The following is a 26,497-nucleotide window of genomic DNA, read 5'->3' as shown; positions in this document are numbered from 1 at the left end:
ACCATTCCTTTCATCAACGGATTTTAATAAATCCCTTCTTCTCCAAATTTCTTTGCCATCCTGTTCGCAAACATGACCAGCGCAAGCCCCACGGCGGCTTTAAATAAGCCGACAGCCGTACTGTAGCTGAACTGCCCCTGCTTTAACCCAGCCGTATACACATACGTATCAAATATTTCGGCAACTTCGCGGTTCGTTGCATTAAGGAGCAGGTAGACATGCTCAAATCCGAGTTCGAGCGTATCTCCTATTTTAAGAATGAGCAAAACGACAATCACGCTTCTGATCGCCGGCAGGGTGACATGCCACATCCTCCGTATTCGGTTGGCCCCGTCCATTTTCGCCGCTTCATAGAGCTGCGGATCTACAGCGGTAATCGCCGCCAAATAAATGATCGTCGACCACCCGGCCTCCCTCCAGATGACCTGAAGAATGTACATCGGCCTGAACCAGTTTTCATTCAGCAAAAAATTGATCTTCTCTCCGCCAAAGAAGGCGATGATTTCATTCATCAGCCCTCCATCTACCGTTAAGAGGACGAATGAAAGCGATACGACGATGACCCAAGACATGAAATGCGGAATATAAATCATGGTCTGGACAAACTTTTTAAACAGCACAATTCTGACTTCGTTTAATAAAATAGCCAAAATAATCGGGATCGGAAAGAATACGACAAGATTTAAGAAAAACAAAACCAGTGTATTCTTCAGCAGCATAAAAAAAGTCGGTTCCGTAAAAAGTCTTTCAAAATGTTTAAAGCCCACCCATTCGCTGCCCGCTATGCCGAGAAACGGCTGATAGTCCTGAAAGGCAATGACAATCCCCCACATCGGCACATACTTAAAAAGAAGAAAATAAATCAACCCCGGCAGAATCATCAAATATAAATACTTTTGCTGAAGCGCTTTCTCAAAAAAACGCGTCTTTCGCTCTTTTCCGACAATAAGGGCCGGATCTTTCTCAGTCTGAACCTGTGCTCCTTTCATAAATGGCCTCCCTTCATGTTGTTTGCTTCCACTTTATATCAGGCGGAAAAATGTAGTCTACAATCATATCATCACATGGTGCGCCCCTTCGCTCTCAAGCTGGAAAATCTAATATAATGAAACGATGATTAGAAAATGATTATTGACAAATTCACACAAAAGTCGGATTAATTATATATGAACATCTCATTTTCAGATTTGGTTGGGGGGGAATTTATGAAAAAGAAACAATACAAGTTTTATTACAAGCTGGTGACCTTCTTTTTTATTCTCAGCACCATTCCGGTCATCATTGTCGGCTTTTTTTCTTATCAAAGATCGGCGGAAACCATTGAACAGAACGTCACAAACGAAAAGCTCCAAACCGTTGGCCAGGCGCAGTTCAATATTGAACACATTTTAAAAACGGTTGATCATTCCTTCACCAATTATGTCCGTTCTTATCCTTTAATTCAGACACTCAGCCGCAAAATCACACCAGAACGCTTTCAGCTGTATAACCAAATCAATAAAGAATTAAACGAACTGCAGACGTTTGACACCGACCTGTCCGACATCACACTGATCAGCCAGGAAAAAAAGTGGTATATTAACAATTCGGGATTATACAATTTGGACCAGCCCAAACTAGCCCTTACAGTCTCGCTTTACAATTCTTTAAAAAGCCGTTCAAGCTGGGTGCTTGAAAAAAACAACGCCCTTGTCGCAACAAAAGAAGGAGCGGCAGGAAAATGCCTGTACAACATCAATCTGGTCAAACAGCTTCCCTTGAACAGCATGGAAAACAAAGGTCTTGCCATCGCAAGCATTCCTTCCTGCTCGCTTGTCAAAAGAATGCCCCTCAAATCAAAAACAAGCAGCATGATGGCGCTTGACGACAACGGCCGGATTATTCTTCATCCCAAATCATCTATGATCGGACATTCGATCAGAAATGAAGACTACTTCAAAAAAATCCGGCAGCTTTCAACGAAAAACGGCCAATTTGATACATCTATCAGTAATACAGACTATAAGATTACATACCAGAAGTCAGACTATAACAATTGGATATACGTTTCATTCACGACAATACCCGAACTCTACCAGCAAACAACTTCAATCGGCTGGTTCACCTTTACAATCTGCGCATTTTTGTTAGCGCTTTCATTAATGTTTTCCTGGTTCGGCTCCCGCCATTTCTATAGGCCGATCAAAGTGTTATATGAGTCCGTCTCAGGCTCCGTCCCGGGAACAGACTCCGCCGGCAAAGACCGCCATGAAAGTGAATTTGAATTGATTGAGCGGAATATTAAAGAGATGAAAAACAAAAATCATGATCTCACCATACGCGTGAAGCAGCAAGTCACTCAACTGAAGCAATACTTTTTAACGAGGCTATTGCTCGGCAAATTGAGTGAAGAAGAAACAAAAGAGCGCTTCAAAGGGCTCGGCTTCCCGGACGATTGGAGCCATCTCGCTGTCTTCACATTACAAATTGATACGCTGAAGGACACACCATATGAAAAAAGGGACCTTGATGTCCTCCTGTTTGCCATCAACAGCCTTGTGGAGCGATCTGTTCCGAAGGAGAAGCGCCTGCCCTCCGTCGTCATCGACAAAACGCAGACAACCATCATGTTAAACCGCGGCCAGTCATTGGACAGGCTTCAGCAGCATTTAAAAACCGCAGCCTCCTCCATTCAGGATCACATCCATAAGGAGCTCGGACTCTGTGTCAGCATTGGAATCAGCCAGCCCTTTACAAGCCTTTCCATGACGAAACACGCTTATCTCGAAGGGCTTGAAGCTTTGACATACAGGCTTCAATCCGGAAAACGCACAGTCATTTTCTTTGAGCAGCTTGACCGGAACAAAGCGTTCCTGACTCAATTTCCAAAGCAGATTCAAAATGAGCTGTTTGAAGCCATTAAAGCATGTGATCAAGAAAAAGCAGCAAAAAAGCTGCACCTTTTGCTTGAGTCCATCTGCTCGGAAAATACGAACCCTCATCACTGCCAAGTCGCTATTGCAAGGCTGCTCAACAATTTAATCGAATTTATGCATCTGCTCGGCATCGAACTGTTTGAACCGGATGGAAATAAAATGCTGTATGACGATATTTTTGAGCTGACCACCTTGGAAGATGTTGAAAGCTGGCTGAACGCACAAATTATCGGCAAGATGATCGAAACGCTCAGCGTCAGGGAAGAATCGCAATACAAAAACATTTCCGAAAAAATCGTCCATATTATCCAGCAGGAATTCGATACCGATCTGACCCTTGAATCCATCGCCGGCAGACTCCATTACAACCCAAACTATTTAAGCAGTATTTTCAGAAAAGAAATGAAAATATCATTCAGCGAATATTTGTCATCATACCGTCATCATATTGCGAAAAGCTGGCTTACTGAGACGACTTTGTCAGTAAAAGAGATCTCTGAGAAACTAAAGTATAAAAATCCGCAAAACTTCATTCGCTCGTTCAAAAAACTTGAAGGCATCACGCCTGGAAAGTATCGCGAACTCAAAAACCATTCGGCATAAAAAAACAATCCCGGAAGCTTCCGGGATTGCCTGCTCTTTTATTTTTCCGCTTTCTTAAATGCTTCTTCAAATTCCTCAATCACTTGATTGCCGCCGTTTGAGCGCCATTTTTCCACCGCTTGTTTAAACTGGCTTTCATCCAGCTTGCCAAGGATAAATTGATATGTGGCATCATCGATGATCTTTTGCAGTTCGTCCCCCCTTTCAGAGGCAACCGGGGAGTACAGGCTCTCAGCAGGGTTTGAGACAATAATCTTTTCGTTATCTTCTGTCAGCTCTTCATATTTTGAACGAAGCTGATCGCCCGTATTTTTTAAATAGGCTTTATCAATACCGACAAGGGAGACGAGCGGCTGAATTTCCGCCTGCCAGTCTTTTAATTTGTCCTCCATGCGTTTGAAGTGCTGATCCCCTTCTTTTTTGTAGTGAACGCCTTCGATGCCGTATGTCATCAGGCTGTATACATCCTCCTCCGCGATTCGATCAAAAAAGGCTAAAATCCGTTTTAACTCTTTCTCGGTTTTGACGCTTGTTTTCGGAAAGGCAAAAATTCCGTTATGTCCGCCGGATGCCCAGACGCGCTCCTTTCCGTCAGGCCCTTTGATGCGGTTGATGATATCAAGCTCCATCTTGTCATCAACCGACTGATCTCTTAAATTGACGGCATCCACCATATTCCCGACATAAATGCCGGCTTTTCCTTGTGAAAACAGCTCTTGCTGCTGTGTTTTGCTCGTCACTGGAAAGTCTTTATTGATAAGCCCTTCGTCATAAAGCTTTTTCATATATTTCATTGTATCCACATACTCTTTTGTCATAAAATCAGGCGTAAACTCGCCGTTTTTTTCTTCCCAGTCTGTCGGCATCCCCATATATGAACCCAATGTTTTAAATGCACCGTAAATCAAGTCGTTTCTGTCGGCAAATCCGATTGTATCCTGCTTCCCGTTTTGATCAGGGTCTTTTTCTGTGAACGCCTTTGCCGTTTCATACAACTCATCGAGCGTTTTCGGCATATCAAGACCCAAGTTATCAAGCCAGTCTTTACGGATGACGATGCCCTGTCTTGATAAAGGGCGCTCTCTGTAGATGCCATAAAGTTTTCCGTCTATTGATGCATTTTTGTTGATCAGCTTATTCATTTTGCTCAAATTCGGATAATCCTTTACATAAGGGCCGACTTCCCAAAACATCCCTGATCTGAAAGCATTCATGACAGATGAATTTTTGATGTCCTGGATGGTGACGACCTTTGGCAGATTGCCGGCAGCTAGTGCGGAATTTAAGCGGTCTTCTTTTACCGCATCAGGCACCCACATTAAATCAAGCTTTGTATTTGTAAGCTCTTCAATTTTCTTAATCGCCGTGTCCTTCGGCGGCTGCTGATGGTAGAGAATCACCATCCAGCTCAAGTCCAAAGGAGAGTCCAGATCGACTTTCTCCTTCTTTGAAGAAGCCTGGTCCGCTCCGTTATTCGAACAGCCCAACAATCCGCCCGCGAAAAGCATGAACGCAAAAATCGGGATCAGCCATTTTTTCCCCATTATTGTCCCCTCCGTTTTCATCCTTTTATAGATCCTAATAATGCACCCTTTGCAAAGTGCTTTTGAATAAACGGATATACGAGCAGCACCGGTATGGTCGCAACGACAATGACCGCCATTTTAATCGTTTGTTCAGGAGGTGCAGAAGCCGCCCCCATTTCCGTCATATCACCTTGCATACCGCTTGATACAATAACGATCTGCCGAAGCAGAACCTGTATCGGCCACTTCGTCGCATCACTCAAATACAGGATCGCCTGCATATACGTGTTCCAATAAGTGACGGCATAAAACAGCGAAATCGTGGCAATCGCCGGCAAGGACAATGGCAGGATGATCCGGAAGAAAATCCCTAGATCATTACAGCCGTCGATTTTCGCCGACTCTTCCAAACTGGCCGGTATGTTTTGAAAAAAGTTCTTTAAAATGATCAAGTTAAACGCATTGATGGCGGTTGGAAGAATCAGAGACCAATAGGAATCCAAGAGTCCAAGTGATTTTACGACGAGAAACGTCGGGATCATGCCGCCGCTGAACAGCATCGTAAAGACCACTAAAAACATCAGCACCCGCCTGCCCATCAGTTCTTTTCTCGATAATCCGTAGGCCATCAGAGAGGAAAGAAACATGCTGACCGCCGTCCCCGCCGCTGTCACAAGGATCGAAATGATCAAGCTTCTGTACACAATATCAGTTGAAAAGATATACCTGTACGCATCAAGCGAAAAAGTTGTCGGGATTAATATGAACTTTTTCGAAATGACCTCTTCCACTGTCGCAAAAGAGGCGGCTATGACATGGATAAACGGCAGTACACAAACCAATCCGAATCCTGTTAAAAATGCATAATTCAATATGTCAAACATGCGGCTTCCCGCAGAATGTCTGATCGACATTTCACCCCTCCTTGTAAGCGCTGTCAAAAAATTACGATATCGTGTCTAAAATGTAGCAAACAGAGGAGGGAGCGTCTATAATCATTTTTTAAGCAGGGGCAGGATAACGGAGAATAGGATTATAACCTTAGAAAATGATATGTCAATCTCCGCTACAGAAGGTCTGACGTGTTGATTTTAGGCTTGTATCCCAATTCCTTGATGGCGGAAGCAATCGACCACGGCCTCTCAGGATTGTCGCTGACAGCGTAATATGTACCATATATTTTGCCGGATTCAATCGCGGCTTTAAAAATGCCGATGAGGTCTATATGAGACAACAGCGTTTTTGTCGTTCTTGGTTTCACATGCAGCGCTTCTTTTTCATTCTCAGCTGCCGTACCGATTCGTAGATTGATGACCGAAATCGGAACTCCTGAATGATGTGAGAAAAGATAGCCGAGGTTTTCGGACGCCAATTTCAATAAGCCGTACAAGCTTTTGGACTGCGGGTAGTCATCCGTTTTGATCTGCCTGTCCAGCAAAGAAACCCCGTCCTTTTCATACACATCTGTCACGTGGTTGCTGCTTGCAAAAATAACCTTTGGCACACCAAGCTCCGCTGCCGCCCGCAAAATCGTATACGTCGCTTTAAAAAAGATATCCGTCATTTTTTCAAATTCATTTCTGTCAAGGAGATCGCCGGATGGTTTCACGGCTAGAAGATTGATCAGCACATCTGTATGTGCGGGAATACTGCGGACGATCGTCTCGTAATCTGTCGCATCGCCTTGGACAAACCGGGCGGGCAGCGCACGATCCGGTTTTTTTAAATCCATGATCGTCAGCTCATACCCGTCATCTGACAGCCCATTGGCCAATACGCGTCCGACCGTCCCGTTTCCTCCGATGATCATCACTTTTTTCACTGCACTTCAGTCCTCCTGTTCACAGCCGCGCTTTTAAAAAGCCAAGCGCTTGATGTCTCATCACGGCCGTTTCTATATGCCCTGAATCAGAGCGAAACACTTCATAGCATTCACCCGCGTTTTTTTCTTTATACACAAATGACAGTCTTTCTTCAATGATGTCAACGCCCATTGCAGGAGTCAGCTTATCAGCCGTTCCGACCAAGCTTAAATGAGGCCTTGGGGCGATCAGGCTCTGGATCTGCGCAGTAGAAAAATGTTTGACCAGCCCCGGCACATATGAATAAAGATTGTGACGATCCAAGTTTTGCGTTTTGATTAATGTTTCGCTGTCTACCTGCCCGCACATATCGACACAGACGCTGATGCGCTCATCCAACGCCGCTGTCCACCAGGCCATCAAACCTCCCATTGACATCCCGAGCGCGGCCATCCGGCTTTTGTCTATATCGTCCCGTGTTTCAAGATAGTCAAGAGCCCGGATGCTGTCGTACACCATCATCCCCCACATCACCCGGCCTGTCCAAAGCATTTCTTTAAATGTCTCGCTTTCGGTTTTTCCACGCCTGTCGCCGAAAGCCCAGTGGTCAATGGCAAGTGCAGCAAATCCCAAGGATGTCAGCTCATCCGCAAATGGCGGCGATTGCAAGTACTCCGCTCCTTCTACAAGCTCTTTCTTTCCCCTTTCATAATGCCCGCCGTGGGAATGGCAATAAAGTACGGCAGGGAGTCTGCCTTTTGCACTTTTCGGCTTTGCCAAATAAGCCGGCACAGGTTCAATCCCGTTTAATTCGAGAAGAAGTGTTTCAACAATGAATGACTCCTTTTCCTCCATTTTAAGGATATTCGCTTGAATATTGCTTTTTTCCGGCAAATCGCCGAGCAGCTTGAAAAGTTGGTCGCGCATAGTGTGCTCCTTTCTTTTTTCGTTTGATTCATTAATACGATTTGAAAGGGCCTTTTACCTTTTTCCAGCTGAAAACATGAGACTTGTTCAAAACAAAACATACGGTCATAAACAAGATCAACAGCAATACCCATGGCGAGGAAAACAAAAGAAGCAGCGAAAAACAGCACATTAAAAACAGGCAGGCCATTCGATAAACGGGGCCGGCTAACAGCCTGTAAGCAGCGGCCAGACCGCACAGCGCATTGCAGATGAAAAAGGCGTTTGCAATCGCAACCAGTGTCTCAACATTGAGAACATGAAAAAATAGACAGATGAAAACCATTGTATGGACGGTGAAAATCAGACCAAGCGCTGCCAGCGGCTGATTGCCCTTTGACCTGTATGCAAGAAATCCGCGGGCCGCCTGTGATGATATCAATCTGGCAGCTCCGCCGGACACCTGAAAATAGGCGCTCATGCACAGGACAGCAGTCAATACCGCAATTACCGGCAATGCAAAAGATCCGAACAGCGGTGTCAGCATCATCGTCAGCTTCAATTGTCCGCCTTCAAAGCGCCCCGGATCAATCCATTGAGCGGCTCCGGCTGTCGCCAGGTAAATCGCCGTTACCGTCAGACTGCTGATCATGACGGCCCGGGGAATGGTTTTTTTCCGGTCTTTCACTTCCATGCTGTAATTGCCGACGATTTCCCAACCGACCAGCGCCCAGAACAGCAGAAGCAATCCCCAGCCAAAATCGGCAAACTGAAATGTCCCTTCCACTAGCGGACCCTCCCTGAAATAAGGAACAGATGCCACACTGCTTCCAAACAGAACAAGAGCCGCCGCAGTTGAAAAGATGAAGGAAACCATCCCTACAAATGAAATATTAAAGCACAGGACAATCATGCAAATTATGAAGAGCAGAAAACCATACACTTCGGCAGAGACTGCAAAATCGCCTGTAAGCGAATGAATATATTCGCTTGCCGTCATTAACACTGCGGCGGGGCCGAAGCTGGCGGCAATGATAAAATAAAAGACTGAAAGATTTCTTATCCGAGTGCCGAACGCTTTTTCAGCCGCATAGGCGACACCTGCATCATTCGGGTACTTGACGCTTAATCTTGCAAAGACCCAGGCAAATAAAAAACCGATTCCCATCATCAACAGCCACGCAAAAATCGCGTAATCCCCCGCTATCTTATGAATCATCGGCGGCAAAAGGATGATTCCCGACCCTAAAATAGGCCCTGTCATTAAACCGCTTAACAATAAAGGCCCAAGCTTTTTCTTTCTCATACAAGTACAATCCTTTCCAGAAACAATATAAAATGATTGTAATCTTGTTTGTTTAATCAGTAAAATAGATATTATTGATCCAGAACTTCGGATTTTTCGATTTAAAATAAAAAAGGAGATGGATTGAGATGGAGATCCGGAACTTGAAAACATTCAAAACAATTGTAGAAATCGGCGGCTATACCCGGGCAGCCGATTATTTGGGATATGCGCAGTCAACCGTGACATCGCATATCCAGGCGATTGAACAAGAATTAAGAAAGCCTTTATTCTACCGGCTGGGGAAAAAGATGCTGCTGACAGAAGCGGGGAAACACCTTCTCCCTTATGCAACAGAAATGATAGAACTGTATGAAAAAGCGCGGCACATTCCCGAAAACGACCAAGAGCCGTCAGGAAACCTTATCATCGGTGCATCCGAATCTTTAACCGTGTACAGACTGCCTACTATTCTTCATGAATTCACGAACAAGTATCCTCAGGTTACGGTGACATTAAAGTCTTCGACATGCTGGCAGCTGAGGGATGAATTGAAGCAGGGCAAAATTGATGTCGCTTTTTTATTAGACAAGGAACGGAAGGAAGATGACCTTCATATTGAAAAGCTAGTTACAGAACCAATGGTGTTCGTCTTTCCAAAGGAGCATCCATCTGGGCAGACAGGCTTTGATGATTTGGCTTTTACCGCAAACGAAACGTTTTTATACACGGAACACGGCTGCAGCTACCGTGATTTTTTTGAAGACTTTCTGCATCAACAGGGTGTCATCACCGATCATACGATGGAGTTTTGGAGTGTAGAAGCGATAAAACAATGCGTGATGTGCGGTTTGGGTGTCTCACTTCTCCCTCTGATCACAACGCGTTCTGAAATCAGCGAAGGGAAGCTCCAGGGCACCATGGTCCGGGATGCCCTTTTTTCAACACAAATGTCTTATCATAAAAACAAATGGCTTTCTCCTGCAATGACAGCTTTCGTAGAGATTGTCCGCAGGCAGGCGAAGGAATGGGAACAGGCGGCATAAAGGGAATATTATATTCCCGCGGTATTCATCAGAACGATCCGCCATCCGTCAGGATCTTCGATCGTTGCCCCTTTGTCTTTCCAATACAGATTTTCCGGCGGCACCTCTTGGCAGCCCATATCAGCAAGCCGCTTCAAAATAGCCTTGATTTCATTCAGATCAGGCATGTAAAACACGAGCAGATTGTCTTTTGTCGGGGCGGGGCAAGGGCTCCCGCTGATATGGGAAGTAAACTCAAGATGGTACTCGGCATTCGGCAGGCCGAACATCACACCATCATACCCGTCATGCCCGGAAAATTCGCCAATCCTTTGCAATCCCAGACCATTTTCATAAAAAACAATGATGTCGCCAAGACGGTTTGTAGGACGTGCGATTCTGATCTGCACGGCGGAAAAATCGGAAAAATTCATCATGATCAGCTCCTTTATCGATATTTTAATGCCGGAGAAAGCGGCAGACACCGGCAAAATGCCTGAAAAGACCTCAGACTTTTGATGGAAACAAGCAAAAACCCCTTCAATGAATGAAGGGGTTTACGCTTAATTTGCGACAATATTCACTAGTTTGCCCGGAACGGCGATTACTTTTCTGACTGTCTTTCCTTCGAGCTGCTCTTTTACTTTTTCATTGTTTTTGGCCAGCTCTTCAAGCTCTTCTTTTGTTGCATCAGCCGGTACGTTTAACTTTGCTTTTACTTTTCCGTTCAGCTGAACAACGATTTCTACTTCATCATCAACAAGCTTCTCTTCATCGTAGGCAGGCCATGCTTCATATGCGATCGTGCCCTCATGGCCAAGGCGGCTCCAAAGCTCTTCAGCCAGATGAGGAGCGACAGGAGAAAGCAGCTTCACAAAGCCTTCCATGTATTCTTTCGGAAGCTCGTCAGCTTTATACGCTTCATTGATAAAGACCATCAGCTGAGAGATGCCTGTATTAAAACGCAAGCCTTCGAAATGGTCTGTCACTTTCATGACCGTTTCATGGTAGACGCGCTCAAGCGTTTCACCGGCTCCTTCTGTCATCTTGCTGTTTAATTGATCATTGTCATCGATAAACAGACGCCATACACGGTCAAGGAAGCGGCGGGCTCCGTCAAGACCTGTCGTTGACCAGGCGATCGATGCATCCAGCGGTCCCATGAACATTTCATACAAACGGAGAGTGTCCGCACCATGTGTCTCAACAATTTCGTCCGGATTGACGACATTGCCTTTCGATTTACTCATTTTTTCGTTGTTTTCACCAAGAATCATGCCTTGGTTGTAAAGCTGCTGAAACGGTTCTTTCGTCGGCACGATCCCGATATCATAAAGGAATTTATGCCAGAAGCGCGCATACAATAAATGAAGAACAGCATGTTCGGCGCCTCCGATATACATGTCAACAGGGAGCCATTCCTTTAATTTTTCCGGTGAGGCGAGCTCATTCGGATTTTTCGGGTCGATATAGCGCAGGAAGTACCAGCAGCTGCCGGCCCACTGCGGCATTGTATTCGTTTCCCGTCTTCCTTTTTTGCCTGTTTCAGGATCTGTCACTTCAACCCACTCTTTAATATTGGCAAGCGGTGATTCACCTGTGCCGCTCGGCTTGATTTCAGACGTTTTCGGCAGAATAAGCGGAAGCTCCTCTTCAGGAACAGGAGTCGATGTGCCGTCCTCCCAATGAATGATCGGAATCGGCTCGCCCCAGTAGCGCTGGCGGCTGAACAGCCAGTCGCGAAGGCGGTATGTCACTTTTTTCTCGCCTTTTCCGTTTTCCTCAAGCCACTGAATCATTTTTTCAATCGCCGCTGCTTTGTCAAGGCCGTTCAGGAAATCGGAATTGATATGTTCGCCGTCTCCTGTATACGCTTCTTTTTCAATGTTTCCGCCTTTGACGACTTCTTTGATCGGCAGACCGAAAGCGGCAGCGAATTCATGGTCGCGCTCATCATGGGCAGGAACAGCCATTACTGCTCCGGTTCCGTATGTTGCCAAAACGTAGTCTGCAATCCAGACCGGAATCTTTTCTCCGTTTGCCGGATTGACCGCATATGCCCCGGTAAATACGCCGGTCTTTGTTTTGGCAAGATCCGTGCGCTCCAGATCGCTCTTTGATTGAACTTCGTCGATATAAGCGTTGACTGCTTCTTTTTGTTCAGGCGCCGTGATTTTTTGTACTAAATCATGTTCAGGAGCAAGTACGGCATATGTAGCGCCAAACAGTGTGTCCGGACGTGTCGTGAAAACGGTAAACGTTTCTTCGCTGCCGTCGATTGCAAAATGGACATGTGCACCTTCTGAGCGGCCGATCCAATTGCGCTGCATTTCTTTAATGCTTTCAGGCCAGTCAAGATCTTCAAGATCTTCAAGAAGACGGTCGGCATAAGCCGTGATTTTCAGCATCCATTGCTTCATCGGGCGGCGTTCAACAGGATGGCCGCCGCGTTCGCTTTTGCCATCGATGACTTCTTCATTGGCAAGAACTGTTCCGAGTGCAGGACACCAGTTGACAGGCACTTCATCTACATAAGCGAGACCTTTTTCATAAAGCTTTAAGAAAATCCACTGTGTCCATTTATAGTAGCCGGGGTCTGTTGTATTCACTTCGCGGTCCCAGTCGTACGAAAAACCGAGAGCCCTGATCTGGCGGCGGAAATTATCGATATTCTGTTTTGTAAAGACGGCGGGATCGTTTCCCGTATCAAGCGCATATTGCTCAGCCGGAAGCCCGAATGCATCCCAGCCCATCGGATGCAGGACATCATACCCTTGCATCCGCTTCATGCGGGACAGGATATCTGTCGCTGTATAGCCTTCTGGATGGCCGACGTGCAAACCTGCACCGGACGGGTACGGGAACATGTCCAATGCATAAAACTTCGGTTTGGATTTATCTTCAAGCGTGGCAAACGATTTATGATTCAGCCAATAGTCCTGCCACTTTTTTTCGATTTTCTGATGATCAAAACTCAATTGTAAAAACCTCCTTTGAATATGCGTACGGCTTCTTTGTTTTCAAGTATGGACGGGACTGGCATGCTTATGTTCAGATTATTCTAAAATCAAAAAAACTCTCCCATCCCTGAAAAGGGACGAGAGATTCGATTTCCCGCGGTACCACCCTTGTTAGTGTGCAAGCTGCACACTCACTTGATATCTTTAACGCAGATACGCGGCAGCAGCTCATCACTGCTGCAACTCTGAGGCGAGTTCGGAAGCGCATTTGATTGACTTTCACCAGCCGTCAACTCTCTTTAAACAAAATGGGCTTCTTACTGCTCCTCTTCACTGTTCTTGCCGTAACCGTAATCTTATTTGTATTTTATAGAATTCTGTTCATAAGTGCAAGCAGGTTTGTATACAATGGGAATGTGCTGAAAAAAGGGTAAGAGTGAGGATCTTAATCGTGTGGAGATTTGTTTTGCCGTTCGGAGTTCTGTACATTTGCCTGCTGTTCTCTGACAAAGTCAAAGCTTCTCAATACAGCTTCACCGCCATAGCCTGCAATAATCGATAACACCACAAGCTGAACTCCCGAGTCAGGTTCCGCAGATAACACAAGCAAAATAGAAGCAACCATACCGACAAGGATATCTTCAAAAAAACCAAGGTAAATGAATCGTTTCGTCGTTCTCGGTTTCTCAAGGCGCCCTCTTTTTTTAATGTGCCCGAGAACCCCCATAATCCCTCCAATCAAACAAGCAACCAAAACTTGATGCAGCATCTTCATCACCTTCCTAAAGCCCTTAGTTTAGTCAAGCGACTTCAGGCCATCGAGCAGCCCCCCTAGACCCCTTGCGATGATATTCGATACTACCATACAGAAAATGTGTTCTGTCTGAGAAGAAAAAAAGCTTGTTTCTTCCATTATATGTGAAGATTTAGGTAATAATCTTGATTCATTTGATTCATTTTTACGTAATTACAATTACCTATTTTTTCTATGTCAGTCTTGGTGCTGCTGGATGGGGAGCTGCTTCTCTTTCCTGCTGTATAAAAATGCCGTCCCGATACCGATCATCAATAAAACGATCAGTACCGCAAGCAAAGCCTGCATGCTGAAAAAATCAACAAGCATCCCGCCAAAAAGAGGCCCGACCATTCTTCCTCCGGTGGCCATACTGTTGACAATCCCTTGATAAAAACCTTCTTTTCCCTGTGGAGCGAGACGGTTTGCTATTGTAGGGACAGCCGGCCATACAAGCATTTCACCGATCGTCAGCACGATCATCGCAGCAAGGAATGCCTGAAATTGTTCTGCCGCAAACAGAATACCGTAGGCGAACATAAAAATAACAAAGCCGATCACGATCTGTTTTAACAGCGATTCGGCAAATCGTTTGACAAAGAAGCCGATAAGCGGCTGCCCAAAGACGATAAGCGCGCCGTTCACAGTCCATAACAGGCTGTACTGGCCAAGAGATACACCAAGCTCCTGAGTATGTGAAGCGATGGTGGAAGACCATTGAGAATAAGCGATCCAGCCCAGAAGATACCCCGTACATATGATCATGAGGGCGTGAAACCTCGGCTTCACGCTAACCGAATCGGCGTGATCCAAAACGGATGACTGAACGGTCTTTTCCGTCCGAATATGTTTAAATCCGAAAAATGCAATCAAGAAAAACACCGCGTAAAGCATCGCATTCGCAAGAAATACATAAGTGAAGGAAAAGGAAGCGACAAGTCCTCCGAGCGCCGAACCAACTGCAACCCCCGCATTTTGCGCCACATACACTGCATTAAATGCTTTTCTTCCGCCCTTAGGCCAAACCGAACCGGCCATTGCATAACACGCCGGAAAAACAATGCCGGAGCCAAAGCCGGCTGCTGTCAACAAAAGAATGTAAGCGGTCCAGTCGTGAAAAAAGACAAGCCCTGACAGGCAGGCAAACGTCATGACGATTCCTAAAAGAACCGTTTTAAAACCGCCGATCTTATCAAATAGAAATCCACCGCACAAGTTGCCGATGACATTTGCACCTGAGTTCAGCATTAACACGAATCCGGCAGCCGTTAATGACTTGCCCAAATGCTGATGGATATAGATGGTATTCAGCGGCCACAAAAAAGAAGCTCCTGTTACATTGATAAACATCCCGATGACCAAAAGCCATAACGTTCGCGGCATTGTGTTTCCTTCTTTCTGATTTTAGTTCCTCCTAGATTCTATTCGTTTCGGGCGGATTTTTCAATTGACAGGTTTTGATTTTCGGCCGCAAAAAATCCCCTTTTTGCTAAAGGAGATTTTTTGCACTTTGCTATTCCGTCATCCATTTCGGCTTTCCAAAACCCGCAAATGCTTGATCAATGGTTTCTTCAAAAGCCTTGGATTTGATCACTTCTTTTAAATCTTCGGCAAACTGCTTATCTTTGTTTTTTCCATCCACAACGACTTGATTGCGGTAGCGGTCAGGCATATTTTCAAGCGCCAGTGCATCCTGCAGCTTCATATTGGCCGACAGGGCGAAATTTCCGGGCACAGCGGCGATATCCAGATCTTCCACAGCCCGCGGCAGGTTCGCAGATTCAAGCTGTTTAAATGTCAATTTTTTTGGATTTTCCGCAATATCGTGAACCGAGGCCTTTAATGTATCGATATTATTTTTAAGCTTAATCAGCCCCTGATCCTTTAATGTTAAAAATGCCCTGGCGGCGTTAGCCGGATCATTCGGAATGGCCACTTCCGCACCGGCCTCAACATCTTTCAAATCCTGATATTTTTCTGAATAAAGCCCCATCGGCGCCGTCGGCACTGTCATCAGGCCGGTGAGGTTTTTATGATTTTCCCGATTGTATGCCTTCATAAAGACTTCATGCTGAAACAGATTGGCGTCAAGTTCGCCCTCGCTTAATGCTGTATTCGGCTGAACATAATCGGTAAATTCAATGGTCTCTACTTTATAGCCCTTTTTCTCAAGTTCAGGCTGAATCGCCTTTGTGACCATATCATAATACGGACCTGCGGTTGCGCCGATCCTGATCGTCTTGCCTCCGCTTTCCGCGCTGTTTCCGCATGCGGCAAGGAGTGTGATGATGCTCGTTAATACAAGTGCAGACGCCCATTTTACATATTTCTTCATGTTATTCTCCTCCTCCATCATAAAAAAAACTCTTTCAGCTAATCTGAAAGAGTTGTTCTTCAACTTATCTTTCAGAATGCATCTGACATTCTGCTGGATTTAGCACCTTGCATATGCAGGTTGCTGAGATTTCACAGGGCCAGTCCCTCCATCTCTCTTCATAAGCTCAATATTAATTTTTAAATGATTTCTCCATTTTACGTTTGAAAATTTAGATTTGCAAGAAGTTTTTCGTTGTAAACATTTTTTTCATAATGAGTTAAAATATGAATATCAAAACAGAAAGGAGAGGAATAATGGCATTCTTAATGATGATCGGGTTTTTATCTCTTATTTTTTCGATCGGCTATTTTGCCTTTCATTTTATACGAAAGCTCTTTTCAAAAGATAAAAGGTTTTCCAGAAAAATCTTCTATCCTTGTTTTATCGGCGGGCTCCTCCTTCTCATCATCACAGCACCATTTAACGATCAAGAGACATATGCCGATACGAAGAAATCGGAAGACCTGACAGCACAAGTGAAAGAATTAACCTCTGAAAAGTCAAATTTACAAAAAGAACAAAAAGCATTAAAACAGCAGCTCAAACAAGCAAAAGAAAAACTAACAGCCACCCAAACAGAGAATGAAACGCTGAAAAAAGAAAACGAAAAACTCAGCAAAGAAAAAGACGAGCTGACGAAAGACAAAACATCCCTGACTGAAAAACTGGCAAAAACAGAAGTGAAAAGCGGGAATGCAAAAGCGGCGTCAAAAGAGAAGAGCGCTTCTGCTACAGCCCCGTCAAACAACAGCGGCGATTCTTCGGAAAACACCGCTCAAAGCAATCAAGAGTGCAAAATTAAGGGAAGCGTCAACCACATCTATCATACACCGGGAAGTACATACTACAACCGCACGAAAAACGTCGTCCAATGGTTTTGCTCAGAAAAAGAAGCCAGGGCAGCTGGATACAGTCCGCCTAAACGATAAAAAAGCCGGCATAGCGCCGGCTTTTCACCTTATAATTCTCTTCTTAATGCCGTCAGCACGTTCGTTTTTGTCGCTTTGACGGCCGGATTGAGGCCGGAAAGCATCGCGACGCCCGCGCTGATGGCGGTTGCGATGATGACAAGGCTCAACGGAATATAAGAGAATGTAATGTTGAACTCTTCCCCTCCGCCTTGAGTCATGGACGCCAGAATCGGCGGAACAATTTTGTTCACTAGAAAGCTGACGCCGTAAGAAATAACCACGCCGAAAACAGATCCGATGATGCCGATATAGGCGCTCTCCATCAAAAACATTTTCCGAATCACATTCGGGCTCGCACCGATCGCTTTCATAATACCGATCTCCTGTGTGCGCTCTGTGACGGCCATCGTCATCGTGTTGAAAATTCCGATCGCGGAAATGAGTACGGCAATGACGCCGACGAAAATCAGGCCGATTTTAAAAGCCATGAAAAACACATTGATACTGTCAAGCTTTTTTGTCACTGAATCAACGTAAAACCCTTTGTCTTCCAAATCGCTTGTCAGCTGTCCAACATGCTCAAAGCTGTCCGCAAAAACAGACAACGTTTTTTGAATGGCGCCATCATCTTTGTCCGTCTTCAAAAAACCGGTGAATTGTTTTGCTATTTCATCGCTGACATACACATGCGCATCGGTTGCCCAATCATATGAAGGCTTTTTTGTCACTCCGACAACTTTAAAATCGTACGTTTTTTCTTTGCCTTTTTCTCCTGTTTTCTGATCAATTGTTGAGACCTTTAATTCAATCGTTTTGCCGAGAATATCCTTTGTATAGCCTTTTGGCTCTTTTACATCTTCCGCATTACTGCTGAGCTGCTTTTCATATTCCTTCGCTTCTTTTTTCGTCCAGAATGTCTCTCCAAAATGATAGCCGACAACAATTTCATTCGGTGATTTCGCTACCCGTCCGCGGTCCAGGTCAATATTGGCCTTTTGCTCCGCTGCCATATCGGTAATCGTAACATATGGAATTTGCTGATTGGTCCGGCCGCCTAATTTGGCTTCAGCAGGAACATTCACTTGTGTACGCTCAATGATGGCCGCTACATCATCTCGGTCTGCAAACTCATTTAAATCTTTCTTTTGAAGGGGTTTTTCACTTTGCCCCTCTTTACCGACAATATCGATTTTCGTCACAACCTGTTCCTTCATCAGCTGATCGGTCAATGATTTTTGCAGTCCGAATCCGACGGAAGAAAGCACGATTAAAAACGCGCAGGCCACTGTCGTCGCAAGGATTGTCATAAACACACGAAGGCGGTTTTTCTTCATATTTCTTCTGATGAATTTCAGCTGATCCTTAAACTTCAACAGTCTCTTCCCCTTTCTCTAACACACCGTCAGATAAATGAAATTTCGTATTGGCAATCGATGCCACCTCATCATCATGAGTGATGATGATGAATGTAATGCCGCGCTCTCTATTCAACTGCTGAATGAATCCGAGGATTTCCTTCTCTGTTTCCGAGTCCAAGCTTCCGGTCGGCTCGTCCGCCAAGATGATCGAAGGATTTAAAATCAGCGCCCGGGCGATACTGACGCGCTGCTGCTGCCCTCCTGACAGCTCGTTCGGATAATGGCCGGCATGGTTTTCAAGTCCGACGCGGCGCAGCATTTCATTCACCTTTTGTTTGCGCTCTGCTGGATGAACGCCTTTTAATGTGAGAGGCAGCTCAATATTTTCAAAAGTCGTCAAACTTGGTATCAGCTGAAAGCTTTGAAAAATAAAACCGAAATGTTTAAGACGAAACACTGCCCATTCTTTTTCACTGTATCCCGTTACATCCGTACCGCCGATGACAATCTTTCCTTCTGTCGGCGCGATATAGCCGGAAATTAAGTTTAAGAGCGTTGACTTCCCTGAACCGCTCCGCCCGACGATGCAGGCGATATCGCCTTTTTTGACGGTGAGTGAGACATCCTTCAATACTTTAATTTCATTTTCCCTTCCTTTTTTGCCAACTTTAAATGAATGGTGAATATGCTCTACATTGATCATATTTGTAAATTTCCTCCCCTTTAATGATCACAGCTGCTTTATTTTTTTGAAAATCAAGAAGTAACTGATTAAAAATCCGACAGCCGATCCGATGATCATGCCGAAAATATAGCTTAAGATGCTTGAAGATGCGGCCATGCCAAACCCAAGGATTCCAAATAAAATCACGAGGATTTGTATCGGCCGCTCTAATTGCTTCCAAAGGAAAAAGTGTCCGTTCCGCTCGATAGGCTGGTTGACAAAACAAAAGGATCCGATGATATAAAACAAGATGCCCATGACAAGCGGGATCAGCGTTATAAGCATGTTGCCCTCTTTGACACCGAAACTATCGAGATAAGCAATCGGTGTTATATAATTCATCATATTGCTTTCAAGTAAAAGGAAAGATGCATCGTTGCCAAAAAACTGCAGAATAATTTGCACATTGGCTACCGGCAGCCCGATCAGCAAATACGGAAGAATCGATGCTGAAAAAGCTACGATCAGCTGTGCCAATGGATTGCCTGTCATCGCGCCCGCTGCCATAACGAGCGAGTAAACCATAAAGCAGAAAATCGCAGACCCGATAAAATATGCATGAAAATGAATAACTTCTGCCTTTAATACAACAATCAAGGCATATGATAAAAAGTAAGATAATAGCTGTGCCGTCAAAAGGATTGACGTGCCAAAGAAATACTTTGTATTGAAAATGAGGCCGCGCTTATAAGGGAGGCCGAGTGTGAATTCAAGCGTTCCTCTGCTTCGTTCAAACCCGATCTGGCTCAGCGCGAGCGCGATTCCGCCAACCCAGAACATTCTCATAACACCGCTCATCCCATAATCTCTATAAAAATCGCATTCCAAATCAGGAAATTTTTTCTGATCGGCAAGGCAGCTTTGATACTGAAAATAATCATTCAAAATCGACAGCGGTTCACTCAGCATAACAGCTGCAAACACAACCAAAATGATCCAAAAATGCTGTTTCCATTCTTGATATAGCAGTCCGCGGTCTACCATCTTCGCTTCCCTCCAAACTTCGCGATAAATACTTCTTCTAGGCTGACCGGAAGCTCGTTCCAAACCTTTGGAGACAAACTTTTAAGAAATTGTTTGCTCACATCGTCTTCTTTCGGAATAAGCACTGTATAAAATACTCCTGTATGATCCAGGACAGGTATTTTTCTTTCCCTGATTTTCAAATGAACATCTTCTTCGAAAGCCATTTGAATTTTGATAAAATCGCCTTTCATATCATCAAGATCCATGACATTCGACAATGTATTGTCTTCAAGAAATCCGATTCGGCTGCACATCCGCTCAATATCTTCGAGACGGTGGGATGTAATCAGGATCGTTGTATGGTGTTCGGCCACTTCATCAACCATCAGCTGGAGGACATCATGTCTTGTAACCGCATCAATGCCGTCTGTCGGTTCATCAAGCAATATGACGGCCGGACGGATGGCGAAAGAAAGAATGAGTGACATTTGTTTTTTCAGTCCTGTAGACAATTCCCTGTACTTTTTTGTTTCCGGAATATCGTATCTATTCATTAATTCATTTGCGTATGTAACATCAAAGTCCGGATAAATGTTACGCAAAATATTGACGAGCTGCTTGTAATTGTATTTGTCGAAGTACGTATTTTGCACCGGCATGTACACGATGTTGCGCTTTACCAGCGGGTGATCCTTTATTTTGACGCTGTCAAAATAGATGTCTCCCTGATCAGGCAGAAGGATTTGCTGGATGAGCCTGAGAAGCGTCGTTTTTCCGGAGCCGTTTCTGCCGAGCAGCCCGAAAATCTCTCCTTGTTCAAGCTTTAAAGAAATGTCTTTGAGCACTTCTTTTCCATCAATTGTTTTTGACACATGCTTTAACTCAATCATTCATTTCGCCTCCTTTCACTTCATCGCTGATTTCCGTCATCCACTCCTGCAGCTTTTTAATGTCAACACCGGCGTAATGCGCATCGATGATCAGCTGTTTTAACTGCTCTTTAATCATCGCGATCTTCCCTTCATCAAGCGTGACTTTTGCATTTTCTGAAATGTACGTCCCTCTTCCCCGCAATGTTTCAATAATCCCTTCGCGCTCAAGTTCTTTATAGGCTTTGCTGACCGTATTCGGATTTGCAATGATAATGGTTGCAAGTTCTCGGACAGAAGGAAGTTTATCTCCAGGCTTGATCATCCCTTTTAAACAAAGCTCTTTCATCTGCTGAATGATCTGCTCATAGATTGGGGTTGAGCTTCTCGGATCGATTTGAATCATCTATCTCCCTTCTTTCTCGTTCAATCTCATCAACTTTTCATAAAAAACACATTTCCTATGTTTTCTTGAATCGCAAAACCGAGGGATGCAAGAACAAACAGGAAGGAACAGGCGATGATAAACGCCAGTACCAGCATATGTGCATTTTCTTTTTTATTTTGATTACTCATTAGAGATAGCTCCTTCTGATATGTGTATATATTGTATTACTTCAAATAGTACACCTAATACATTATAGACAACTGGCTCTATTGTCAACTGCTTTTTTTAAAATGCAAAGCAAAAAAAGACCCCTTTAAAGGGGCCTTTCATACGATCTCTGCAGGATCATATTATTTTGAAGGGTTTGCAGCTGAAGCCTTTTGCGGTAAATTTCTTCCCTCTGCTGTTCATTTGCAAATAATGAAAGCTTATTTAAATCATTGACTGCGTCTTCAAGCATCAGCTGCGCATCGCTGTACTCTGTCTCATTGAAATGCTCCTGCTTGCTTGCCGTTTCAAATTGAGATAAAGCATAATCATAAGCATCTTCGCTTCTTTGGATGTGTTCTCCGACGGATTGCCTTGTAGCCAAAGAAAACCCCTCCTTAATGGAAAAATTCCATCGCATATAGTTTGGCCAGACAAGACGCTGATCAATAAAGAAAATAATGGAGAAATTGATTTGTTCTCATCGTTTTTATTTGCTACAATTTTAGGATGGCATCTACTAAAAGGAGGATCTGCTAAATTTGCATCAGAACAACCCTTTTCCATATACGAACAGTGAAAAACGATATCATACATGGAATTATCATTTAAGAAATCATTTCGGACATAAAGTCTTTAAAGTCGCTCTTGACGGCGGCTTTGACTGCCCGAACCGCGACGGCACGGTCGCGCATGGAGGATGCACATTTTGCAGTGCCGCAGGCAGCGGCGATTTTGCAGGGAACCGTGCTGATGACCTCATCACTCAATTTAATGAAATTCGCGACAGAATGCATGAAAAATGGAAAGACGGCAAATATATGGCCTATTTTCAGGCATTTACAAACACGCATGCCCCTGTCGACGTTCTGCGCGAAAAATATGAAACCGTACTCGGCCTCGACGGTGTAGTTGGCCTTTCGATCGCCACACGGCCGGATTGCCTGCCTGATGATGTCGTCGAATATCTTGCAGAGCTGAATGAACGGACATACCTTTGGGTGGAGCTCGGGCTGCAAACCGTTCATGAACGGACCGCTGACTTGATCAATCGCGCCCATGATTTCCAATGTTATGTCGAAGGCGTCAATAAGTTGAGAAAACACGGTATACGCGTCTGCTCTCACATTATTAACGGCCTTCCGCAGGAAGACTACGGGATGATGATGGAAACGGCAAAAGCGGTTGCCGATTTGGACGTCCAGGGCATTAAAATCCATTTATTGCACCTTTTAAAAGGGACTCCAATGGTGAAGCAATATGAAAAAGGCAAATTGGCGTTTCTTTCTCAAGAAGAGTATGTCCAGCTTGTCTGCGACCAGCTTGAAATTCTGCCACCGGACATGATCATCCACAGAATAACTGGCGACGGACCGATTGAATTAATGGTCGGACCGATGTGGAGCGTCAATAAATGGGAAGTATTAAATGCGATTAACGGTGAGCTTGAAAAGCGCGGCAGCTATCAGGGCAGACGGTTCAACAAAATAAAAGAGGAAGCCGCAAGATGAAGCTGAAAAAAATTCTGCCATACTCAAAAGAACTGCTGAAAACAGCCGCCGGAGAAGGAGACATTGTCGTGGACGCTACAATGGGGAATGGTCATGACACCTATTTTCTGGCTGAACTCATCGGAGAAAGCGGACATGTCTATGCCTTTGACATCCAAGCGTCTGCTCTGGCAATGACCGCGGAAAGGCTTGGTGAAAAATACCGGGACAGGGTCACCTTGTTCCAAAAAAGCCATGATGAGCTGAACTCTTCGCTCCCGGCTGAGGTCACGGGTAAAGTGGCGGCAGCAATCTTTAACCTGGGATATCTGCCTGGGGGCGACAAAGCGGTGACGACGAGAAGCGAGTCAACCATCTCAAGCATCAAACAGCTTTTAGAGGTTCTAAAAGAGGAGGGGCTGATCGTTTTGGTCGTTTATCACGGCCACCCGGAAGGAAAGCGGGAAAAGAATGACCTCCTTGAGTTTTGTGCATCAATCGACCAGGACACGGCCCGCGTCCTTTCTTATCAATATTTAAATCAGCGAAATGATCCGCCGTTTATCATTGCCATTGAAAAGAAAGCTCAAATCAGCAAATGATTTGAGCTTTTAGATTGATGACAAAATCCTAAAACGGTTTAGGATTTTGTCATCCTTTCAGCGTGCTTGAAAACCTTTGCAGTCTAGGAAGGCCGAGCATCGGAGCGGAGCGAATGTTGCAATTCGTGAGCACCGACGCGCAGGCCTGACAACGAATGCGAGGGTTTGTCGACACGCTGAAAGCTCAAATCAGCAAATGATTTGAGCTTTTTCTTTGCAGCCCGGGAACTTATGAGCTTTTAATCCAGGGCATTTTTTGAATTTTACGATAGGCTCTTCCATTGATATAGAAGAAGAAAGATGTTTTGCCGCTCGCTTTGATCAGCCTTTTCGCCAGCCGGCCGATCTCCTTTTGCCCGGCGACCTTATCATCTGATAAATAAACCCCTAGAAGGCCCCTGTTGATCAAGCGGTGAAAGTTTTCATGCGGAATGCCGCGCAAATGCTCATCGGCCATTTCGATGAAATATTCGAGCCTTTCCATCATCTCTGAATGGGATGGATAATATGTGCAAAAGTTCAAATCCCCGCCGATCAAATCTTCTTCTTGATCAATTAAATAATCAAGCAGGATGTGCAGCCCTTGTATGTACGGAAAATAACTGTCGCGAATTTTTCCGGCCATCTCTTTTGTAAAATCCTGATGTACGGAATACGATACTAAACAAAAAATCCCCAGCGTTGAACCGGCACATGCCGAAAACTCATACCATTCCATTTTAGGCAAAGCGGATTTATAATCGTTGAACCAGGCCTCAAGCCGCGGAACGCGCTCATGCTCAACGACGTGCTTATGGACTTGAAGATCACAGTAATAGCTGCAAAGTTCGAGCAGATGATCCTTGATTAAATCATAGTGTTCAATCTCAGCCAGCACATCTTGGCACGTTTTGACCAAATCGTGCAGATAGCCTTTGTCCTCCTGGTCTTCTCTGAACCGGTAATAATTTTTCAGCTCGGCTCCGACAGTCAAAGCGTCTTTCATCGACTGGTGAAGCATGGTGAAATCATCCGGATCAAGAGATGTGCTGCGGTCGCATAAATTATCGAGATAGTCGCTTATCGTTTGATAGGCGGTAATAAACCGAATCGACTGCCCGATTTGTTTGCCTGAAAGAAGCGCCATAATGCCGCCTCCTTCACAGTGAAAGGTTTTATCCCTGATGCTTGCCATCGCCTGCGATTTCAGCTCTGGATTCTGAATATTTTCAGCCTTTGCCCGCCATTTGTCCAATTCTTGATGGACGAGCGGAAAAACCTCTCTGTATACTTTAGCCATTAGTCCAAAAGGATGCTCCGGTACTGACAAAGAATGCACCTCCATTAAAGATATTGTTCTGCAAACGCTTTTGCCGCTTTAAAAACGTCCTCCCGTTCAGGCTCATTGAAAATTTCATGATACAAGCCATCCCATTCCCTATATGTCTTATTGTGTGAAACAAGCTGATCAAACCACTTGACCACCATGTTCTTATCGACGAGAAAATCCGTGCCCGCCTGCATGACAAGCAATGGGACGTTGAGAAAAACGTCGGTCGGCTCCATCGCGCTTTTTAAAGCTTTTAACATTTCCTGATACCATCTGACGGAAACTTTTGTGATATATAATGAATCGTTGATGTCGACTTCGATGATTTCTTTACTTCTCGTCGCTTTATCAGGTGTTATCCCTGATTCAAATCTGAGGGACGGAGCGACAACATTGAGCCCCTTTGACATGAAGTCAAGGAATTTGTTCGGCTTTAATTGCAGTCCGAGACAAGGGGATGATAAAATGAGACCGGCAATGCCGTTCTCATGCTGTTTAAACCACTCGATCGCAATGAGACCGCCCATGCTGTGGCCGAGAAGAAACACCGGCAGCTGAAAGGCTTTCGCCCTGTCTATCCATTTGTCTACTTCATCAATATATTCTTGAAATGAGCGTATATGTCCTCTTGCTCTCGTTGAAGTACCTTGGCCGGGCAGATCGCCCAGCACGACATTGTACCCGGATGAACGCCACATCTCAGACAGCCATTTATACCGGCCGTGATGTTCACATGCACCGTGAACAATCACAATCGAAGCAACAGGTCTTTCCGCTTCCATGCACCACACGCTGACCACCTCACGCTATTTGATTGAAAAACACCGAATGAAAGGAAGAGATCGATGATCTACCCTTATAAAAATACAAAACCCGCTATTCATGAAACCGCATTTATTGCCGAAAACGCGTGCATCACCGGAGACGTGACAATCGGAGAGCAGTCAAGCATCTGGTTCTCCTCTGTTATCCGCGGCGATGTCGCACCTGTCCGGATAGGAAAAGGCGTTAATATTCAAGACCTTTCTTGTCTGCATCAAAGTCCGAACCGCCCTCTCTTGATCGAAGATGGCGTGACGGTCGGCCACCAGGTCACATTGCATAGCGCTGTGATTCGAAAGCATGCCCTTATTGGAATGGGATCGATTATTCTTGACGAAGCCGAGATCGGGGAAGGCGCTTTTATCGGCGCAGGCAGCCTTGTCCCGCCGGGGAAAAAAATCCCACCGTTTCATCTCGCTTTTGGCAGACCCGCCAAAGTGATTCGTCCGTTAACCGATCGTGACAAACAGGATATGGAAAGAATTCGCAAGGAGTATATTGAAAAAGGTCAGTACTACAAATCCCTTCAACAGAAAGATTAGCTTTGCTACAACTTTACCATTTTTTTAGTCATAAATTAAGCAAAAACCTTTCCGGCCGCTTCTGCGGCTTTTTTTTTCACTTCGAAAATCTTTACAAATCCTTATCAATTGCTAAAC

26 protein-coding genes, 1 riboswitch and 1 other annotated feature are annotated in these 26,497 nt (G+C 44.8%); of the genes, 6 read left to right on the top strand and 20 right to left on the bottom strand.

Annotated features, from left to right (window positions below):
* Positions 1-23 precede the first annotated feature (23 nt).
* Positions 24-989, bottom strand: a complete 966-nt coding sequence (locus BTA30_RS11570; protein WP_076761389.1) for an ABC transporter permease — start codon at positions 987-989, stop codon at positions 24-26.
* Positions 990-1,205: 216 nt separating this feature from the next.
* Here BTA30_RS11570 and BTA30_RS11565 point away from each other — a divergent pair, with 216 nt between their 5' ends.
* Positions 1,206-3,518: a helix-turn-helix domain-containing protein gene (locus BTA30_RS11565; protein ID WP_076761388.1), complete on the top strand. Its 2,313-nt coding sequence runs from the start codon at positions 1,206-1,208 to the stop codon at positions 3,516-3,518.
* Positions 3,519-3,556: 38 nt separating this feature from the next.
* Here the strand turns inward: BTA30_RS11565 and BTA30_RS11560 are convergent, their stop codons facing one another.
* From BTA30_RS11560 to BTA30_RS11540, 5 genes are all read right to left on the bottom strand, one after another.
* Positions 3,557-5,062 (bottom strand): extracellular solute-binding protein, encoded by a 1,506-nt coding sequence (locus BTA30_RS11560; protein ID WP_076761387.1) that lies wholly within the window; start codon positions 5,060-5,062, stop codon positions 3,557-3,559.
* Positions 5,063-5,079: 17 nt separating this feature from the next.
* Positions 5,080-5,958: a carbohydrate ABC transporter permease gene (locus tag BTA30_RS11555; protein WP_083696926.1), complete on the bottom strand. Its 879-nt coding sequence runs from the start codon at positions 5,956-5,958 to the stop codon at positions 5,080-5,082.
* A gap of 152 nt (positions 5,959-6,110) precedes the next feature.
* A complete protein-coding gene (locus tag BTA30_RS11550) occupies positions 6,111-6,866 on the bottom strand; it encodes an NAD-dependent epimerase/dehydratase family protein (RefSeq protein WP_076761386.1) in 756 nt (251 codons plus the stop codon).
* A gap of 19 nt (positions 6,867-6,885) precedes the next feature.
* Complete coding sequence (locus BTA30_RS11545) at positions 6,886-7,773, bottom strand: dienelactone hydrolase family protein (protein WP_076761385.1); 888 nt, start codon at positions 7,771-7,773, stop codon at positions 6,886-6,888.
* Positions 7,774-7,804: 31 nt separating this feature from the next.
* Complete coding sequence (locus BTA30_RS11540; protein ID WP_076761384.1) at positions 7,805-9,058, bottom strand: APC family permease; 1,254 nt, start codon at positions 9,056-9,058, stop codon at positions 7,805-7,807.
* Positions 9,059-9,186: 128 nt separating this feature from the next.
* Here BTA30_RS11540 and BTA30_RS11535 point away from each other — a divergent pair, with 128 nt between their 5' ends.
* Positions 9,187-10,083 (top strand): LysR family transcriptional regulator, encoded by an 897-nt coding sequence (locus tag BTA30_RS11535; protein ID WP_076761383.1) that lies wholly within the window; start codon positions 9,187-9,189, stop codon positions 10,081-10,083.
* An 8-nt stretch (positions 10,084-10,091) separates the two neighbouring features.
* Here the strand turns inward: BTA30_RS11535 and BTA30_RS11530 are convergent, their stop codons facing one another.
* The 5 genes from BTA30_RS11530 to BTA30_RS11510 form a co-directional block, all read right to left on the bottom strand.
* Positions 10,092-10,499 (bottom strand): VOC family protein, encoded by a 408-nt coding sequence (locus BTA30_RS11530; RefSeq protein ID WP_076761382.1) that lies wholly within the window; start codon positions 10,497-10,499, stop codon positions 10,092-10,094.
* A gap of 126 nt (positions 10,500-10,625) precedes the next feature.
* Positions 10,626-13,040: a leucine--tRNA ligase gene (gene leuS / locus BTA30_RS11525; protein WP_076761381.1), complete on the bottom strand. Its 2,415-nt coding sequence runs from the start codon at positions 13,038-13,040 to the stop codon at positions 10,626-10,628.
* A 112-nt stretch (positions 13,041-13,152) separates the two neighbouring features.
* Positions 13,153-13,365, bottom strand: a binding site (T-box leader).
* Positions 13,366-13,467: 102 nt separating this feature from the next.
* The gene (locus BTA30_RS11520) at positions 13,468-13,797 is read right to left on the bottom strand and encodes a DUF4257 domain-containing protein (protein WP_125921368.1); all 330 of its coding nucleotides are present in this window, start codon (positions 13,795-13,797) and stop codon (positions 13,468-13,470) included.
* Positions 13,798-14,013: 216 nt separating this feature from the next.
* Complete coding sequence (locus BTA30_RS11515) at positions 14,014-15,198, bottom strand: MDR family MFS transporter (protein ID WP_076761379.1); 1,185 nt, start codon at positions 15,196-15,198, stop codon at positions 14,014-14,016.
* Positions 15,199-15,328: 130 nt separating this feature from the next.
* Positions 15,329-16,150 (bottom strand): MetQ/NlpA family ABC transporter substrate-binding protein, encoded by an 822-nt coding sequence (locus BTA30_RS11510; protein WP_076761378.1) that lies wholly within the window; start codon positions 16,148-16,150, stop codon positions 15,329-15,331.
* Between the two features lie 61 nt (positions 16,151-16,211).
* A riboswitch (SAM riboswitch) is annotated at positions 16,212-16,317 on the bottom strand.
* Between the two features lie 129 nt (positions 16,318-16,446).
* On the opposite strand from BTA30_RS11510, the gene BTA30_RS11505 reads away from it, so the two are divergent.
* A complete protein-coding gene (locus BTA30_RS11505) occupies positions 16,447-17,121 on the top strand; it encodes a coiled-coil domain-containing protein (RefSeq protein WP_076761377.1) in 675 nt (224 codons plus the stop codon).
* A 29-nt stretch (positions 17,122-17,150) separates the two neighbouring features.
* Here BTA30_RS11505 and BTA30_RS11500 read toward each other — a convergent pair whose 3' ends face one another.
* The 7 genes from BTA30_RS11500 to BTA30_RS11475 all read right to left on the bottom strand — a co-directional run bounded on the left by BTA30_RS11500 (position 17,151) and on the right by BTA30_RS11475 (position 22,000).
* On the bottom strand, positions 17,151-18,476 hold the full coding sequence (locus tag BTA30_RS11500) for an ABC transporter permease (RefSeq protein ID WP_076761376.1): 1,326 nt from the start codon (positions 18,474-18,476) through the stop codon (positions 17,151-17,153).
* Positions 18,466-19,164, bottom strand: a complete 699-nt coding sequence (locus BTA30_RS11495; RefSeq protein ID WP_076761375.1) for an ABC transporter ATP-binding protein — start codon at positions 19,162-19,164, stop codon at positions 18,466-18,468. Before BTA30_RS11495 ends, BTA30_RS11500 begins: the two co-directional genes overlap by 11 nt.
* Positions 19,165-19,191: 27 nt before the next feature.
* Positions 19,192-20,169: a permease gene (locus tag BTA30_RS11490; RefSeq protein ID WP_076761374.1), complete on the bottom strand. Its 978-nt coding sequence runs from the start codon at positions 20,167-20,169 to the stop codon at positions 19,192-19,194.
* Positions 20,163-21,041, bottom strand: coding sequence for an ABC transporter ATP-binding protein (locus BTA30_RS11485; protein WP_076761373.1), 879 nt, complete (start codon positions 21,039-21,041; stop codon positions 20,163-20,165). Before BTA30_RS11485 ends, BTA30_RS11490 begins: the two co-directional genes overlap by 7 nt.
* Entirely contained in the window at positions 21,034-21,426 is a 393-nt protein-coding gene (locus tag BTA30_RS11480) for a GntR family transcriptional regulator (RefSeq protein WP_076761372.1), read from the bottom strand. Before BTA30_RS11480 ends, BTA30_RS11485 begins: the two co-directional genes overlap by 8 nt.
* A 29-nt stretch (positions 21,427-21,455) precedes the next feature.
* The gene (locus BTA30_RS23375) at positions 21,456-21,596 is read right to left on the bottom strand and encodes a hypothetical protein (RefSeq protein ID WP_164470231.1); all 141 of its coding nucleotides are present in this window, start codon (positions 21,594-21,596) and stop codon (positions 21,456-21,458) included.
* 125 nt (positions 21,597-21,721) lie between these two features.
* Positions 21,722-22,000 (bottom strand): YtzC family protein, encoded by a 279-nt coding sequence (locus BTA30_RS11475; RefSeq protein ID WP_076761371.1) that lies wholly within the window; start codon positions 21,998-22,000, stop codon positions 21,722-21,724.
* Positions 22,001-22,157: 157 nt separating this feature from the next.
* On the opposite strand from BTA30_RS11475, the gene mnmL reads away from it, so the two are divergent.
* Both mnmL and mnmM read left to right on the top strand, forming a co-directional pair.
* Entirely contained in the window at positions 22,158-23,126 is a 969-nt protein-coding gene (mnmL, locus tag BTA30_RS11470; RefSeq protein ID WP_076761370.1) for a tRNA modification radical SAM protein MnmL/YtqA, read from the top strand.
* Positions 23,123-23,707, top strand: coding sequence for a tRNA 5-(aminomethyl)-2-thiouridylate-methyltransferase MnmM (gene mnmM / locus BTA30_RS11465; RefSeq protein WP_076761369.1), 585 nt, complete (start codon positions 23,123-23,125; stop codon positions 23,705-23,707). The genes mnmL and mnmM overlap by 4 nt, the downstream gene beginning before the upstream one ends.
* Before the next feature lie 229 nt (positions 23,708-23,936).
* Here mnmM and BTA30_RS11460 read toward each other — a convergent pair whose 3' ends face one another.
* Both BTA30_RS11460 and BTA30_RS11455 read right to left on the bottom strand, forming a co-directional pair.
* Positions 23,937-25,016, bottom strand: a complete 1,080-nt coding sequence (locus tag BTA30_RS11460) for a tetraprenyl-beta-curcumene synthase family protein (protein ID WP_076761368.1) — start codon at positions 25,014-25,016, stop codon at positions 23,937-23,939.
* A 14-nt stretch (positions 25,017-25,030) separates the two neighbouring features.
* Entirely contained in the window at positions 25,031-25,798 is a 768-nt protein-coding gene (locus tag BTA30_RS11455; protein ID WP_404802518.1) for an alpha/beta hydrolase, read from the bottom strand.
* Between the two features lie 63 nt (positions 25,799-25,861).
* Here BTA30_RS11455 and BTA30_RS11450 point away from each other — a divergent pair, with 63 nt between their 5' ends.
* Positions 25,862-26,380 carry a gamma carbonic anhydrase gene (locus tag BTA30_RS11450; RefSeq protein ID WP_076761366.1) on the top strand — a complete coding sequence of 173 codons (519 nt, stop codon included), beginning with the start codon at positions 25,862-25,864 and terminating at the stop codon, positions 26,378-26,380.
* Positions 26,381-26,497 lie beyond the last annotated feature (117 nt).

The organism is Bacillus swezeyi (assembly GCF_001969815.1).
GTDB classification, from domain to species: domain Bacteria; phylum Bacillota; class Bacilli; order Bacillales; family Bacillaceae; genus Bacillus; species Bacillus swezeyi.
Note: the sequence above shows the minus strand (reverse complement) of the source record. Positions and strands in the feature narration are given on the sequence as shown.